Source organism: Sediminibacterium sp. GW821-FHT12F12, assembly GCF_058806635.1.
On the sequence record NZ_JBXAPW010000006.1, the window covers coordinates 139,047 to 153,689 of the forward strand.

12 protein-coding genes and 1 tRNA gene are annotated in these 14,643 nt (G+C 45.2%); 9 read left to right on the forward strand and 4 right to left on the reverse strand.

Going from position 1 to position 14,643, the window contains the following annotated elements; translation table 11 throughout:
• Positions 1 to 15: 15 nt before the first annotated feature.
• Positions 16 to 1,686, forward strand: coding sequence for an ABC transporter substrate-binding protein (locus tag AC1RNB_RS10970; RefSeq protein ID WP_493082718.1), 1,671 nt, complete (start codon positions 16 to 18; stop codon positions 1,684 to 1,686).
• A 321-nt stretch (positions 1,687 to 2,007) separates the two neighbouring features.
• On the opposite strand, the gene msrA is transcribed toward AC1RNB_RS10970, so the two are convergent.
• Positions 2,008 to 2,661, reverse strand: a complete 654-nt coding sequence (msrA, locus tag AC1RNB_RS10975; RefSeq protein ID WP_493082719.1) for a peptide-methionine (S)-S-oxide reductase MsrA — start codon at positions 2,659 to 2,661, stop codon at positions 2,008 to 2,010.
• A gap of 217 nt (positions 2,662 to 2,878) precedes the next feature.
• Between msrA and AC1RNB_RS10980 the strand changes: the two genes are divergently transcribed.
• Together AC1RNB_RS10980 and AC1RNB_RS10985 are read left to right on the forward strand one after the other, a co-directional pair.
• Positions 2,879 to 4,990 (forward strand): endonuclease MutS2, encoded by a 2,112-nt coding sequence (locus tag AC1RNB_RS10980; RefSeq protein ID WP_493082720.1) that lies wholly within the window; start codon positions 2,879 to 2,881, stop codon positions 4,988 to 4,990.
• Positions 4,991 to 5,143: 153 nt separating this feature from the next.
• Positions 5,144 to 5,446, forward strand: a complete 303-nt coding sequence (locus AC1RNB_RS10985; protein ID WP_493082721.1) for a hypothetical protein — start codon at positions 5,144 to 5,146, stop codon at positions 5,444 to 5,446.
• Between the two features lie 87 nt (positions 5,447 to 5,533).
• Here AC1RNB_RS10985 and AC1RNB_RS10990 read toward each other — a convergent pair.
• A tRNA-Ser gene (locus tag AC1RNB_RS10990) sits at positions 5,534 to 5,618 on the reverse strand.
• Positions 5,619 to 6,283: 665 nt separating this feature from the next.
• Here AC1RNB_RS10990 and AC1RNB_RS10995 point away from each other — a divergent pair.
• The 4 genes from AC1RNB_RS10995 to AC1RNB_RS11010 all read left to right on the forward strand — a co-directional run bounded on the left by AC1RNB_RS10995 (position 6,284) and on the right by AC1RNB_RS11010 (position 10,665).
• Positions 6,284 to 7,060, forward strand: coding sequence for a helix-turn-helix domain-containing protein (locus AC1RNB_RS10995; protein ID WP_493082722.1), 777 nt, complete (start codon positions 6,284 to 6,286; stop codon positions 7,058 to 7,060).
• 85 nt (positions 7,061 to 7,145) lie between these two features.
• Positions 7,146 to 8,408 (forward strand): S41 family peptidase, encoded by a 1,263-nt coding sequence (locus tag AC1RNB_RS11000; protein WP_493082724.1) that lies wholly within the window; start codon positions 7,146 to 7,148, stop codon positions 8,406 to 8,408.
• A 2-nt stretch (positions 8,409 to 8,410) separates the two neighbouring features.
• Positions 8,411 to 9,451: a threonine aldolase family protein gene (locus tag AC1RNB_RS11005; RefSeq protein ID WP_493082726.1), complete on the forward strand. Its 1,041-nt coding sequence runs from the start codon at positions 8,411 to 8,413 to the stop codon at positions 9,449 to 9,451.
• Between the two features lie 59 nt (positions 9,452 to 9,510).
• Positions 9,511 to 10,665 (forward strand): dipeptidase, encoded by a 1,155-nt coding sequence (locus AC1RNB_RS11010; RefSeq protein ID WP_493082728.1) that lies wholly within the window; start codon positions 9,511 to 9,513, stop codon positions 10,663 to 10,665.
• Positions 10,666 to 10,848: 183 nt separating this feature from the next.
• On the opposite strand, the gene AC1RNB_RS11015 is transcribed toward AC1RNB_RS11010, so the two are convergent.
• Both AC1RNB_RS11015 and AC1RNB_RS11020 read right to left on the reverse strand, forming a co-directional pair.
• Entirely contained in the window at positions 10,849 to 12,105 is a 1,257-nt protein-coding gene (locus tag AC1RNB_RS11015; RefSeq protein ID WP_493082730.1) for a BamA/TamA family outer membrane protein, read from the reverse strand.
• A 70-nt stretch (positions 12,106 to 12,175) separates the two neighbouring features.
• The gene (locus AC1RNB_RS11020) at positions 12,176 to 12,910 is read right to left on the reverse strand and encodes an IclR family transcriptional regulator (RefSeq protein WP_493082731.1); all 735 of its coding nucleotides are present in this window, start codon (positions 12,908 to 12,910) and stop codon (positions 12,176 to 12,178) included.
• 120 nt (positions 12,911 to 13,030) lie between these two features.
• Here AC1RNB_RS11020 and fucP point away from each other — a divergent pair, with 120 nt between their 5' ends.
• Both fucP and AC1RNB_RS11030 read left to right on the forward strand, forming a co-directional pair.
• Positions 13,031 to 14,299: an L-fucose:H+ symporter permease gene (gene fucP, locus AC1RNB_RS11025; protein ID WP_493082733.1), complete on the forward strand. Its 1,269-nt coding sequence runs from the start codon at positions 13,031 to 13,033 to the stop codon at positions 14,297 to 14,299.
• Positions 14,292 to 14,642, forward strand: coding sequence for an L-rhamnose mutarotase (locus AC1RNB_RS11030; protein WP_493082734.1), 351 nt, complete (start codon positions 14,292 to 14,294; stop codon positions 14,640 to 14,642). The genes fucP and AC1RNB_RS11030 overlap by 8 nt, the downstream gene beginning before the upstream one ends.
• Position 14,643: the final 1 nt, after the last annotated feature.

A 14,643-nucleotide genomic window follows, 5' to 3' on the forward strand; every position in this document is an offset into this window, starting at 1 on the left:
TGATATTCGGGCAGCATGAATGCCAATAAAAAGATAATTCAGTCTCCCGTTTACAAACATATCATTCCTTCGCGGTATTTCTGTTGGATGGTACTGGCTTTTGTTTTTACGGCCTGTAAGCAAAAACGGCCAGACAAACGCCAGGTGTTTTATTACAACGAATCAACCGGCATTGCCACACTGGATCCGGCTTTTGCCAAGAACCAGTCTATCATGTGGCCCGTGCATCAATTGTATAATACATTGGTGGAGATAGACAGCGGACTAAACCTCGTTCCCTCATTGGCCAAGAGCTGGGAGGTTAGTGCAGACCGGCTCCGGTACACTTTTCATCTCCGGCAGGGCATTTATTTTCACGATAATGAAGCTTTTCCTGGAGGGAAGGGAAGACAACTCACTGCCACTGATGTGGCATACAGCCTGCAACGTATCATCGATAAAAATACCGCCAGCAGTGGTGCATGGATCTTCAATAACCGGATAGATACCACGCAGGGATTTACGGCTGTGAATGATTCTACTTTTCAATTGCAGTTATTGCGGCCCTTTCATCCCATTCTCGGTATTCTGAGTATGCAGTATTGCAGTATTGTTCCGAGAGAAGTGGTTGAAAAATATGGCAAGGATTTCCGCCGGCATCCCTGTGGTACCGGGCCTTTCCAGTTTCATTCCTGGGATGAGGGGGAAGCCCTGATCCTGCATAAAAATGAGCGGTATTGGGAGAAAGACAGCACGGGCAACCGTTTACCCTATCTCGATGCCGTAAAAATCAGTTTCTTCGATAACAAAGCCACTGAATTTCTGCAGTTCCGCCAGGGCGGTTTGAGTTTTGTGAATGATATCGATCCTTCTTTCAAAGATGAGTTACTGACTAAAAAAGGAGAGCTGCGCCGGCAATGGGAGGGAAAACTACAGTTGAAAAAACATCCTTATCTCAACACCGAATATTTCGGGATACTGGTAGATGCAAATAATCCACTCGTAAAAAACAGTGCCAATGGCAACCTGCTTGTTCGCCGTGCCATGAACCATGCCATTAACCGGCAGCAATTGATGATGTATATGCGTAATTCCATCGGTATCCCCGCCGAAGCAGGTTTTGTACCGGGTGGTTTACCCTCGCGTAATTCAGAAATGGTAAAGGGCTATCCGTACGATCCGGCCAAAGCCAAACAGTTACTCAAACAGGCCGGTTTCCCGGATGGGAAAGGATTGCCCACGGTGAAACTGTTAACGATCAATATTTATGCAGATATCGCCAGTTTTGTGGCGCGTCAGCTGGAAGAAGTGGGTATTCCGGTACAGGTAGAAGTGATACAGAAAAGTTTATTGCTGGAGCAGACCGCCAAATCGCAGGCGCAGTTTTTCCGGGGCAGCTGGATTGCCGATTATCCCGATGCAGAGAATTATATGGCCATGTTCTACAGCAAAAATCCCGCACCACCCAATTATACCCGCTACAAGAACCCGGCCTTTGATCTGCTTTACGAAAAAGCGCTACTCGAAAACAACGATTCCCTCCGTTACCAGCTTTACCGGCAAATGGATCAGCTGGTGATCAACGATGCGCCAGTGATTCCCATCTGGTACGATATGGCGATACACCTGGTACAACCGAATGTGCAGGGATTTTATCCGAATGCACTGAATTTGCTTGAACTTCGGAGGACGAGATTTACGAATTAGCGGATGACGGATTGGCGGATTCTTTGCCCTTGTTGGTCGCCTTACCAACAAGCTATTCGGAACATTATCCAATTTGCTACTCGGGGCTGAAGCCCCAAAAGGAATAGTTCTATTCTTGGTACCCACGCTCTGAAGAGCGTGGCAATTTTTCTTTTCGCCCCATTCTTTAGAGCGGGTAAAACATCATCTGACAAATCTTTTCTGGGGGACTTTAGTACTGAGTAATTCATCGAAAAGTTGTTGGCCAGACGACCAACAACGGCGCAATACAACAAAAATCCGTTAATCCGCAAATCCGTCATCCGCCAATCGTGCGCAGCACTAACTTTTCTTGAGCTTGTCTTTGAACACTTTCTCAAACTTCTCCAGCTTCGGTGCAATTACAAAACGGCAATACCCCTGGTTCTGGTTGCTGTTGTAATAATTCTGGTGATAGTTCTCGGCCGGGTAAAAATTCTTGAAGGGTTCAATATCGGTTACAATGGGTTTGTCCCAGGCACCGCTCTTATCCAGTTGGGCCTTGTATTCTGTGGCTTTTTTTCTTTGCTCTTCGTTGTGATAATAGATCACACTGCGGTATTGCGGTCCCACATCATTGCCTTGCTGGTCGCGGGTGGTGGGGTCGTGGGTTTTCCAGAATACTTCCAGCAGTTCATCAAAACTGATTTTTGCAGGGTCGTACACAATGCGGGCCAGTTCTACATGGCCGGTATTCTTGTCACATACCTGCTCATAGGTCGGATTTTCAATAAATCCACCGCCATAACCACTTACTACTTCATATACACCTTCGAGGCGCTGGAAAAAAGCTTCGGTACACCAGAAACAACCTTCGCCCAGTGTGGCCGTGTCTGTTTTAATCCCGTTGGGGATGGGTTTTGTTTGCATAGCTGTTAATTTCTGATCTGTTTTAGGCTGTGCACAGGCCATAAAGCCCGATACCAGCAGGAATAAGGATAACCAGGTGCGCATCATCTTCGTTTTTTTAAATGTACGACTAAGAATAGTAAACAGTTTGACGAACCAATGGTTCAGAACTTACCATTCACCTGCATTTTAACATTTTCTGCTGCCAGACCACCGGTGGTTCATCATTTGTTTCTGTCAGCATGCCTAATAGTCAAATACGAGGTTTTGGCAGAGATAATGGCTACAACATTACCTTTGCAGCACTTAAAAAGCAAGGATCTCTATGCGTTTATACCCGGAATCGGCCCTGCATCAACTGGAATTTGACAAGGTAAAAGCCTTGCTGAAAGAACATGCCCGTACGGAATATGCCAAAACCAAGGCCGAAAACCTCCGCATCCACACACGCAAAGACTATATTGAAACCGAACTCAAACAGAGCCACGAGTACAAACTGATCCTGCAGCAGGCACAATACTTTCCTAACGATTTTACCCATAATATCAGTCGCGACCTCAAACTGCTCTCCATTCCCGGTGCCCTGTTAACCGGCGAGCAATGGATACCCATCCGCAAACTGGCCGAGAATATCAGCAATATTTTCCGCTGGTTTGATACTGAGCGCAGGCAGGCTTTTCCGGCTCTGAGCAAGGTAATTGCGGGCACGTATTATGAGAAAGTGATCATTGAACTGATTGATGAGATCCTGGATGAGAATGGTAATGTGAAAGACAATGCCTCGGAAGACCTGCAGAAGATCCGCATGAGCCTGTTCCGCAAGCGGAATGAGCTGAGACGTGTATTTGAAAAAGTGATTGCCAAACTGGCCAAAGCCGGTTATAGTGCCGATATTGACGAAAGCTTCAGTAACGGCAGAAGGGTAGTGGCCGTATTCTCTGAACACAAACGCCAGGTAAAAGGCATCCTGCATGGCGAGAGCGATAGCCGCAAAACCGCTTTTATCGAACCCGAAGAAACCATCGAACTCAATAACGATGTATTTGCACTGGAACACGAAGAAGGCCGCGAAATACAACGCATCCTGCGCGATCTGACGGCCCGTTTATCGGTATATGCCAGTCTGCTGCAACAATACCTCGATATCAGCGGCGAATACGATTTCATCAACGCCAAAGCCAAACTGGCCATGGATATGAACGGACAGTTTCCGGAACTGGCCGATAAAGCGCATGTGCACCTGATCGATGCCTATCATCCCTTGCTCTATCTCTACAACAAACACTCCGGCAAAAAAACGATCCCCGTTACGCTAACGCTCGACGATAAAAACCGCATTCTCGTTATTAGTGGTCCCAATGCAGGTGGTAAAACCGTTACCATGAAAACCATTGGTCTTAACCAGATGATGCTGCAGAGTGGTTTACTGGTGCCGGTGAGTCCTTTGTCGCAGATGGGTATTTTTAAACAACTCTTTATCCATATCGGCGATACGCAGAACCTGGAATTTGAACTGAGTACTTATTCCAGTCACCTGCTGCACATGAAATATTTCATCGAAACCGCCAATGGTAAAACCCTTTTCTTTATTGATGAGCTGGGCAGCGGTAGCGATCCCAATCTCGGTGGTGCATTTGCGGAAGTGATCATGGAAGAACTCTCTCGCCGCCATTCTTTCGGTATTGTTACCACGCATTACCTGAACCTGAAAGTAATGGCCAACCATACACAGGGCATCATTAACGGCGCCATGCAGTTTGATGAGATACACCTGTTACCCATGTACAAACTCATCGTAGGCAAACCCGGCAGTTCGTATACGTTCGCCATTGCCGAAAGGATTGGATTACCGCAGCACCTGATTAACCGGGCACGTAAACTGGTAGATGAGGATCATTTTAAACTGGACAGGTTACTGAACAGTACCGAACAGGACCTGCAGCAATTACAGAAAGAGAAAAAAGAACTGGCCCGGTTGGTAAAAGAAAATGAGAAACTGAAGAAGGAAATGGAAGTGGTGATTGACAAAGAACGCCACCGCCAGCAGGTAGAATTACTGAAACAACAGAACCGCATAACCGAAGACCGGCTGGTGTACCTGAAAGATATAGAGCGCAAGCTGAAACAGATTGTGCTTGACTGGAAAAAAGCAGAAGACAAAAACCAGGTGGTTAAAAACCTCCAGCACCTGCTCTTTAAACGCAAGGAAGAGATCGTGGTGAACAAACTGGCCAAAAAAGTAGACAAGACCTATAAGGAACTGAACCAGAATATTACCGTAGGCTCGCTGGTAAAAATGAAAAAGAATTACCAGGTGGGCGAGGTAAAAGAGATCCGGGGCAAACGGGCCATTGTACAGGTGGGTGTATTGCCCATGAACGTGGATCTGGCCGATCTGATCTCGGTAGAAAAACTCGAAGAGCCACAGAAAGGGTAAATCTGTGATACTCTTTGTGGAGTAACAGTTTCTTACATTTAATACAAATATCTTCCTTCCAATATGCATGTAAAATCCAATCGTTTACTGCTCCTGGTTACATTGTTTAGTTACTTTTTTTCTATTCTGTCGGCCGAAAAATGGGATCTGCCCATGATGATGGCATTGCCTGTTTCCTGTTTGGGGATATATGATGTTTATACTTTTTTGGTACCTGCCAGTGGTTTTAGCGGTGTACTCATTATGCTTTATTTGTTGGTTAGAAAAACTTCAGGAACTATATACCACAATGGATTACTGCTTTCTGGCCTTCTTTTGTTATGGGTTCCCTTTATAGCATTTCAAGACAAAGAATCGCTACATATTGAATGGCAGCATGGGTTTTACTTATTTATCCCTGAATTAATATTCGGGTGTTGTTTTATTTTACTGGTGAAACGGATTTTGTTTAAATAGTTTTCAGCCTACTATACAGGATGTTTCAAGGGATGGATGTGGAGAAATAAAAAACCCACCTACGCCGGAGGCTTCGGTGGGTGTAAGCGGAGAGTTAGGGATTCGAACCCCAGGACCTGTTACAGTCAACAGTTTTCAAGACTGCCGCAATCGACCACTCTGCCAACTCTCCGGGTGCAAAATAATAGTCTGGCGGTGGTTCTACCAAAAAAAGAATCGTTTTTGGAGAAAAATGTGAGCAGATCCACTTTTCAGTGCTTGTGATGGAACATTTCTTTGGATGCATCACTTTCATAACCTCCCACCCGAGAGAGGGTGGTTTTTCGGATATGGGAGCCGTTTTCTGTTTTGATTACCGCGCTTTTGCCAGAAAAATTTCTCACAAAAACGGTCAAATTACTACCAGGGCTTTACAGTGTTTAGCGGTAACACTAAGAAGCTGTTTGAGTTAATTAATTGAGATATCGCAATGGTTTTTCTCTGCGAAAACTCCCTGTTCTCAGCGGCGCTGCGGTTGGTATAAGCTCCATCCAACCGCTGAGAAGAAGAGAAGCGGAGTTTTCGCAGAGAGATAAGCAGTTTGTACCAATTAATTCAAACAACCTCTAAATAAGCTGTTACCTGTTGGTTACAATAAACAGGGCTCTAAACCACCCATTTGTATTCAGAAGAAGCTATTATTTACGGCGCGGTTAGCCTCAAACCTCGAGGGCCGCAGGAGGAACATCAGGAAAAGTGCCCTTATGGAGAATGATAGACCAGGAAGTTTATATTTGAATTGAAATCATCCTGGTAAGGAATACTCTAATAGGTAATATATCAGAAAAAAAGAATATTTTGAAGATTACTAACCAAAATAATTATTACCGTTTACCGGTTTTGGATGGTATCGAGGTACTGGATGCCAGGCACCATACCCGCAATTTCCCATTTCATATACATGATACATTTAATATTACACTGGTACTAGAGCAAACCTTTACTACCAGATTACCTGAACGCCTGTTAGCTGCGCCGGTTGGTGCCATTGTAATCACTCATCCGAACGAAGTACATGCAACCCTCTGCGATAACCGGGTGGGCAGTTCATTTTTTACCTTTTATGTTTCTCCGGATATTGTAACCTACCTGAATAACAATACTCCTGTATTTTTTAACAATGCCCTGATACAGGATCCCGGATTGTTTCAACAACTGTTTTCTATATCCGCATCATGCCACGATTTCCATTCCGGTCTGGAAAAAGCCTTACAAAAAGCCTTGCAAAAACTGGTTGCCTGCTACGCTACACCTACACCGGATACAAACCGCTTCAATACCCGTTTCCGGAGATACCTGGAAGAAGAAATTTTCGAAAAATTTTCACTGGAAAATGCAGCTGGCAAATTCGGACTGGATAAGTACAAATTTATCCGTCTATTTAAACAAGAGACCGGTTTAACACCTAATCATTATGTAATCCTGAAGCGCATCGAAAAAAGCAAGCTTTTACTGCAAACAAACAATAACCTGCTGGATATAGCGATTGAAACCGGTTTTTACGATGCCACTCATTTTTGCAGAGTCTTCAGGAAGATCACCGGCATAACACCCCTGGCTTACCGGAAAGCCTAATCCTTCTTCTGCAATATCGTACTATCATTTTTACGGCCTGCTGGATATTTTTGCTATGAACATTCAACATCAGATCAAAAAATCTATGAAATCAATACCTCTTTTATCAATACTATTATGGCTGCAATCATTTGCACTGGCACAAAAATCTGAAATAAGCACCGAACAGTACCGGCAGGACTTCCTCTATTTCTGGTCAACTGTAAACGAAGAATACTGCTACTTTGATAAAAAACAAACCAACTGGAACAAAGTAAAAGAACTGTATACCCCTGCATTAGACACCATTACGCGGCGTGACCAGTTTATTCAGTTACTGGAAAAAGCCATGTATGAGATTTACGATCATCATGCCGTTTTTAACACCAATACAAACCTTTCACAACGGCTGGTTCCCTCCGGTACAGATATCTGGGCAGAATATATCAACGGAAAACCTGTGGTTACGGAAGTAAGAAGAGGTTTCGGGGTAGCTGAAAGTGGTATTTGTTCGGGAATGGAAGTGATAGCCATCAATCATATACCTGTTAGCATGGCAATAGAGCCCTTTTTACCTAAGACAGTTGTGCCGCTGAACAATGAAGCCAAAAGTTTTGCCCTTCGATTGGCTCTGGCGGGTAACCATATACAACCACGGATACTGACCCTGCAATACCAGGGAATTCAGCAGAACTTCTATCCTGATCAGAAAGGATTACAGTTAGAACATATTCGATATCAATCTAACATCGAATCAAGGCGTATAGGTAATATTGGTTATATCAGGATCAATGATTGCCTCTATGATAATGCCCTGATCCCGGTTTTTGACAGTATCATACAAAGTTTTGCCAACACCCGATCGCTTATCCTTGATTTCAGGGAAACGCCTAGTGGCGGGAATACAGCTGTTGCCAAAGCCATCTTAGGATGGTTCATCGACAGTGATCGATATTATCAGAAACACGAGTATTATGCCGAGGAAAAATCAACAGGCATTAAAAGAAGCTGGGCAGAGATTGTATCTCCCCGCAAAGGAAAATACTACAATAAACCACTGGTGGTACTGGGCAATCACTGGACAGGCAGCATAGCAGAAGGTATTCTGGTAGGATTTGATGCATTGAACAGACCTTCCACCACTATTATCGGCACCGACCTGGCACATTTGATTGGTGCAGTATATAGTTTCGAAATGCCCAATACCAAAATCCGGTTCACATTTCCTGCTGAGCGGTTATACCATATGAATGGAACACCCAGGGAAACATTCAAACCGGCTATTTTTATCAACTGGCAGAAAGAGACGGAAAAACCTCGTACAGACCTGATGGTTGAAAAAGCCATTCTATATCTGAAAAACAGATGACGATGTATTTTTCAAGTGAAAATTTTGATGGGGCGCATCCACTGATTATGGCTGCAGTAGTAGATGCTAACAAAGATTTTGTTCCTTCCTACGGTGAAGACAGGTATACAAAAGAAGCCATCCGCATGTGCAGAGATTTTCTGGGTACTGAAGAAGCTGAAATATATTTCTGTTTTAATGGTACCGGTGCCAACAATTTCGCCCTCGGTTGCATTACAGAAAAATATCAGTCTGTTTTCTGTTCAGATGTTTCGCATCTGTATACCGCAGAATCTACCGCACCAGAAACTTTTACAGGATGCAGGTTATACCCAATCAATACCCGAAACGGCAAGATTGTTCCGGAAGATTTACAGAAAAAAATCAACAAACAAACTGGCATACATATCCCTGTACCCGGTGTACTTACCATTACACAACCTACCGAATATGGCACTGTATATGGCCTGGATGAACTGGCAGTTATCAGTGATATCTGCCAGGAAGCGGGTCTTTTACTGCATATTGACGGAGCCAGGATCTTTAATGCACTGGCTGCTCTGAACTGTTCATTAGCCAGCCTGGTTAACGCCAGCGGGGCAGATGTGATAACGATAGGGGGTACCAAAGCTGGTTTATTATTTGGCGAAGCTGTTGTATTTATTTCGCCCGACAGATTTAAAAACATCAAATACCAGCTTAAAAGGAGCATGCAGCTCGCATCCAAGAACCGCTTTATTACAGCACAGTTTATTGCTCTTTTTCACAACCAACTCTGGCATAAAATAGCCGAACATACCAATGGATTGGCTAACTATTGTAAACAGGAACTGGAAAAAATCAACAGTTCACTGATTACGTATCCTGTTGACACCAATATTGTATTCCTGGTAATGCCCTGGGTTGTATATCAACAACTCTTACCAGTTGCCAGGTTTTATTATTGGAATACAGATCAGCAGGAGGTGCGGCTGGTGTTCTCTTTCAGCAATACCAGGGATGAGATCGACTTCTTCATACAGAAGTTGAAAGAGGTACTATCAGAAGATGGCAGTTATCTGTGAAAAGCTATCCGCTGTGCATTCCTTTTTTTCCTAATTTACATGGAATCAACTGGTTTGCTATGAGAAAATTTCTGCGCGTATTCGCGATCAGTATTGCCGTGATCGCTGTTCTATTTTTTGCTTTTGTTCCTCAATACATCGACCGGTCTAAGAATAAAGTAACCATGAAAGGGCCCTTTGCCAAACAGGACTGGTACGATTCCATTCCTTTTATTGCCGATCTGCACTGCGATGCTTTATTATGGAACCGCGATCTGACCCGGCTACATCAGTATGGTCATGTAGACCTGCCCCGCATGCAGCAGGCCAATATGGCTTTGCAGGTGTTTACCATTGTTAGTAAAGTGCCGGCGGGCATCAATATTGAACAAAACCCTTCCAACTCAGACCAGATCGGTCTGCTCAATTTTGCGCAGTTACAAACACCGGCCAACTGGTTCAGCATCAAAACAAGGGCTTTGCGTCAGTGCCGCGATCTGGAGAGACTCGCTAAAAATTCGAAAGGAGCGTTCCGGGTAGTTACCACCCAAAAAGAGCTGAAACAATTTTTAACCGACAGAACAAAGAACCCAACACTGACAGCAGGTATGCTGGGATTAGAAGGTGCCCAACCGCTGGAGAACGACCTGGGCAACCTGAACGTTTTTTACCAGGCCGGTGTACGTTATATCGGCCTCGCGCATTTCTTCGACAATGAATGGGCGGGATCTGCACATGGAATGAACAAAACCGGGCTCACCCCCAAAGGAATTGAGCTAATAAAAAAAATGGACAGCCTCCATATCACCATCGATCTGGCCCATAGTTCGCAAGCCACTATCAGCGATGTGTTCAAATATCATAGCGGGCCTTTACTTGTTTCGCATACCGGTGTGCGCGCTTTGTGCGATAACCAGCGGAACTTATCCGATGCCCAGCTGGACGAGATCGGCAAACGTAATGGACTGGTAGGGGTGGGATTATGGGAAACCGCCGTATGCGGTAAAGATGCCGCCGCCACCGCGCGAACCATCAAGTATGTAGCCGACAGGATCGGGGTAGATAAAGTAGCGCTCGGCTCTGATTGGGACGGTGCTTTTGAAATGCATTTTGATGTAACCGGTGCGCCTTTAATAGTTACAGAATTACAAAAACTGGGGTTTGACAGAGCTGCCGTCGAGAAAATCATGGGAGGCAATATCCGGGATTTCTTCTTACGCAATCTTCCGGAATAAGCAGGCAGGATTAACGGATGACGAATTACGGATTAGCGGATTAAGGAATTGGTGCGCTATTGGTGTGCTGCATAAAAAATCCGCCATTCGCTAATCCGCGAATCGTTTTTTGAAAATCATGCTACAGCATCTGTTTTATCTTTTAACACAGAGCGCACAAAGAAACAGAGATACACAGAGATGTTAGAAGGCTTCGCCGAGGCTGATGCTGATAGAACTATACCCTTTACTGAACGCATAATCAATCCCGATATTGGTTTTGGAACCATTGTTGAATTTGACGCGCAAACCGGCACCAGCCGCGGGATACCAGTTGCGGAAGAGTCCGCCGGTACCACTTACGGTAGTCAGGTTTCCAAAAACGACAAACCCAAATAAACCATCACGGGTAATATCGCGCCGGTATTCTGTTTCTGCATAATAAAGGGTTTTGCCCCGGTAGCGGTTCTGGTCTATGCCGCGGCCGGATCGGTTGTACGGATCGTAACCGATACTGGGCAGATCGAGGTAGGGGGTACCATTATCGAGAGAGGTCCATAGATAGGTCCAGAAAGCAAGTGTATTCTGTTGGATGGGATCGCGGGGGTTCAGTGAAACGTATTTACGGATATCCACAAATAAAGAACGCCAGTTATCATCGCTACCCAACAGTTTTGTCTGCTGACGATATACCAGGTTTACATAAGCACCCGGCAAGGGATTGATCGCGTTATTACGTGAATCATATAAAAAATTCAGACTCAATCCGGACACAAAAGACCGGCTCCCGGTTCCATAACCGTAACCCGTGTATTGGCCCAGTGTACCCGGTGCCGCATCTGTTTGAATACTGGAATGGTAATCGAGATGGTAACCCACACCGGCAAACAGATAAGGTTTGATACGTTTCAGGAATTGCTGGTGAAAACGGATATATATCTGATCTACCAGCAACGGAGTGGTATTGTTATGTGTGCTGCCCAATCCCCAGGTAAACTGCGGGTAATTCAGGAAACGCGTATCGCCCTGTATGGTCCAGGTATTGTTAGGTAACCATACCGCAGTACGCAAGGGCAAGCCATACCGACCCTTAAAATTCCAATAAGGGGCAAAACTGGCCGTGGAGAGATAAGTGGTTTTACGTGGCCCGAGATAGGTACCGGCGGTGGTACTCGTGATCAAAGCAGTACCACTTCCTCCGGGAACAGATGCGCCGAAGGGAAGAAAAGAAAAATAGATTTTTTTCCTGCCATCCACTTTCAGATCAGTGTCACGGATATGCAGCCATTTTACAACGATGTCGATCAGATCGCGCTGGTTAATGGTGTCTTTGGCTACAGGGGCATCCGGTATAATGGTAGAACCCTGTTGCGCGAAAACAGGCAGAGATGCCGCCAGCAACAGCATAAAAGCCCCTATAACCCTTCTGCAGATAATAGTATGAAGGAAAGAATAGTACACAGGTAAAGATAAAAAATAATACTGCGCGGTACTTACACAGTAATCCGGATCTCTTACAGGTTAACAGTTATTAATCCAGGTTTCTGGAGATCTTTTTGGCTGCTTCCAGTCCCAGTTTGATCATCCGGTTACGGATCTTATCGGTACAACGGAAAGCGGGCATATAAATACTCAGACAGGCCACAATGGCGCCATTCCGGTACACGCCGGTAGCAAAACCAATGATCTGTACACTGTCTTCGATTACAGCATAGCCTTTATCGCGGATCTGTTCTACCTGCTGGTAAAATTTACGCTGGGTATTGGCATCATGCCAGATCTGCGAGGAGGGCAGCCCAAAACGGGCAATGAATTTTTCCAGTTCCTCATCCGGCAACATGGCAATGAGTAAACGACCGGTAGAAGAGTCGTAGGCTTTCTTTTCATCCGGTGTATGCGCCTGTACTAACTGGTCGCTTTCTTTGCGGTGTATCACCACACGATTCTCGCCATTCAGTACCGCCAGCAGCGTATTTTCTTTCAGTTTTGCCGTCAGGATCTCCATTTCCAGGTCGGCGGCTTCTATAAGGTCTTTTTTATAACCGGTATTACCGAGCAGTGTATATAGCTGTTTACCCGGCAGGTATCCCTTTTGCGCATCCAGTTTTTCGAGGTAACCACGCAGGGTGAGGGTTTTTACAATATTGGCACAGGTTCCGGGCTTCAGATTAATGCCGGCAGAGATCTCACCCAGCAGTTTGGGCCTTTCGGGATCTCGCGCCACAAATTCGAGTATATCGATTGCCCGGTGAATTACCTGTATCATAATGTGATCATTTTCTGTAAAAAACGTTGCGAAAATATGGAATGATTCAGAGAAAACCTTAGTTTCAATCCATATAAAAGAACAAAAATTCCATTAGATGGAATAAACGACTGCCTGCTTATGAAACCAGCGTCTCCGCAACAGCGAAACCTGCTGTATCCTTTTATTTTAGTGACTTCCCTTTTCTTTTTATGGGGGTTTGTACATAACCTGGATCCTATCCTGATACCGCACCTGAAAAAATCTTTCAGTCTCAGTACCCTGCAGTCATCACTGGTAGACTCTGCTGTTTTCATCGCTTATTTTGTGATGGCCTTACCGGCAGGATACCTGATGCGCAAATACGGATACAAAGCAGGGATCATTACCGGTCTGCTCTTGTTTGCCATCGGTTCTTTTTTATTCATTCCCGCGGCCAATACACAGCAATATCTTTTTTTCCTGCTGGCACTTTTTATTATCGCCTGTGGATTAACCATACTCGAAACCGCCGCCAACCCCTATGCTTCTTTATTGGGAGATCCTGCTACGGCCACACAACGACTTAATTTTGCGCAGTCATTCAATGGACTCGCAGCTACCCTGGCACCTATTATCGGTGCCCGCATTATTCTTACCAAAGGTTTTTCGGATGAGGAGCTGGGTGCCATGACGGATGCGGCCAGGCAGATAGCCCTTGCATCGGAAGCCGCCAGTGTAAAAATGCCATATCTCGTATTGGGCAGCCTGATCCTGGTAGTAGCGGTTTTATTTGCCCTGATCAAATTACCGGAGATACATGATGAGGAGGAAAAAGTGGCGGGCAGGTCTATTTTTCACAGTCTGCGCCATAGTCATTTACGCTGGGCGGTTGCGGCTCAATTTTTTTATGTAGGGGCACAGGTTTGTGTGTTCAGCTTTTTTATTCTTTATGCGGTTGAAGCGGCTCAGATCGATAAAATCAAAGCCGCCGACTATCTGGGCTGGGGTTGTGGCATGGCTTTTATGATTGGCCGTTTTGCCGGCACTTTTTTCATGCGCTTTATACAACCGGCCCGTTTACTGGCATTGTATGGATTGTTTAGTACCCTCCTTTGTGGCGTGGCTATGTTTGTACACGGATTACCGGCCGTATATGCGGTGATCGGAATCGCTTTTTTTATGTCGGTGATGTTCCCAACTATCTTTTCACTGGGTATTACCGATCTGGGGGCCGATGCCAAATATGGCAGCAGCCTGATTGTGATGGCCATTGCGGGTGGTGCCATCCTGCCGCCCATTATGGCGCAGATCAGTGATATGACCGGAAATATTCAGTTGGGTTATATTGTACCGTTGCTCTGTTTTGCCATTGTTGCCTATTTTGGCTGGAAGGGGCACCGGGTTCAAAAAAGTCAATCACATGCGTAGATATTGTCTGGCACTGGACCTGGTGAATAATGCTGATAGCATTGCCGCTTATGAAGACTGGCACCGGAAAGTATGGCCCGAGATCATCAGCAGTATTACCGGATCGGGCATTCAGCAGATGCAGATCTACCGTGCCGGTAATCGTTTATTCATGATCATGGAAGTGAAGGAAGGATTTAGTTTTGCCGCAAAAGCGGCAGCCGATGCCGGGAATGAAAAAGTACAGGAATGGGAACAACTGATGTGGCATTTTCAGCAACCCTTACCGTTTGCCCAACCGGGTGAAAAATGGATCCTGATGGATAAACTATTTGACCTGGAAGAAGATTATTTACAACCTTAAG

Excerpts from the sequence above, each read along its gene's own strand:
- AC1RNB_RS11030 (WP_493082734.1), top strand. The coding sequence starts at position 14,292 with ATGCGTAGATATTGTCTGGCACTGGACCTGGTGAATAATGCTGATAGC.
- AC1RNB_RS10970 (WP_493082718.1), top strand. The coding sequence starts at position 16 with ATGAATGCCAATAAAAAGATAATTCAGTCTCCCGTTTACAAACATATC.
- AC1RNB_RS11020 (WP_493082731.1), bottom strand. The coding sequence starts at position 12,910 with ATGATACAGGTAATTCACCGGGCAATCGATATACTCGAATTTGTGGCG.
- msrA (WP_493082719.1), bottom strand. The coding sequence starts at position 2,661 with ATGATGCGCACCTGGTTATCCTTATTCCTGCTGGTATCGGGCTTTATG.
- AC1RNB_RS11010 (WP_493082728.1), top strand. The coding sequence starts at position 9,511 with ATGAGAAAATTTCTGCGCGTATTCGCGATCAGTATTGCCGTGATCGCT.
- AC1RNB_RS11005 (WP_493082726.1), top strand. The coding sequence starts at position 8,411 with ATGTATTTTTCAAGTGAAAATTTTGATGGGGCGCATCCACTGATTATG.
- AC1RNB_RS11000 (WP_493082724.1), top strand. The coding sequence starts at position 7,146 with ATGAAATCAATACCTCTTTTATCAATACTATTATGGCTGCAATCATTT.
- AC1RNB_RS10980 (WP_493082720.1), top strand. The coding sequence starts at position 2,879 with ATGCGTTTATACCCGGAATCGGCCCTGCATCAACTGGAATTTGACAAG.
- AC1RNB_RS10985 (WP_493082721.1), top strand. The coding sequence starts at position 5,144 with ATGATGATGGCATTGCCTGTTTCCTGTTTGGGGATATATGATGTTTAT.
- fucP (WP_493082733.1), top strand. The coding sequence starts at position 13,031 with ATGAAACCAGCGTCTCCGCAACAGCGAAACCTGCTGTATCCTTTTATT.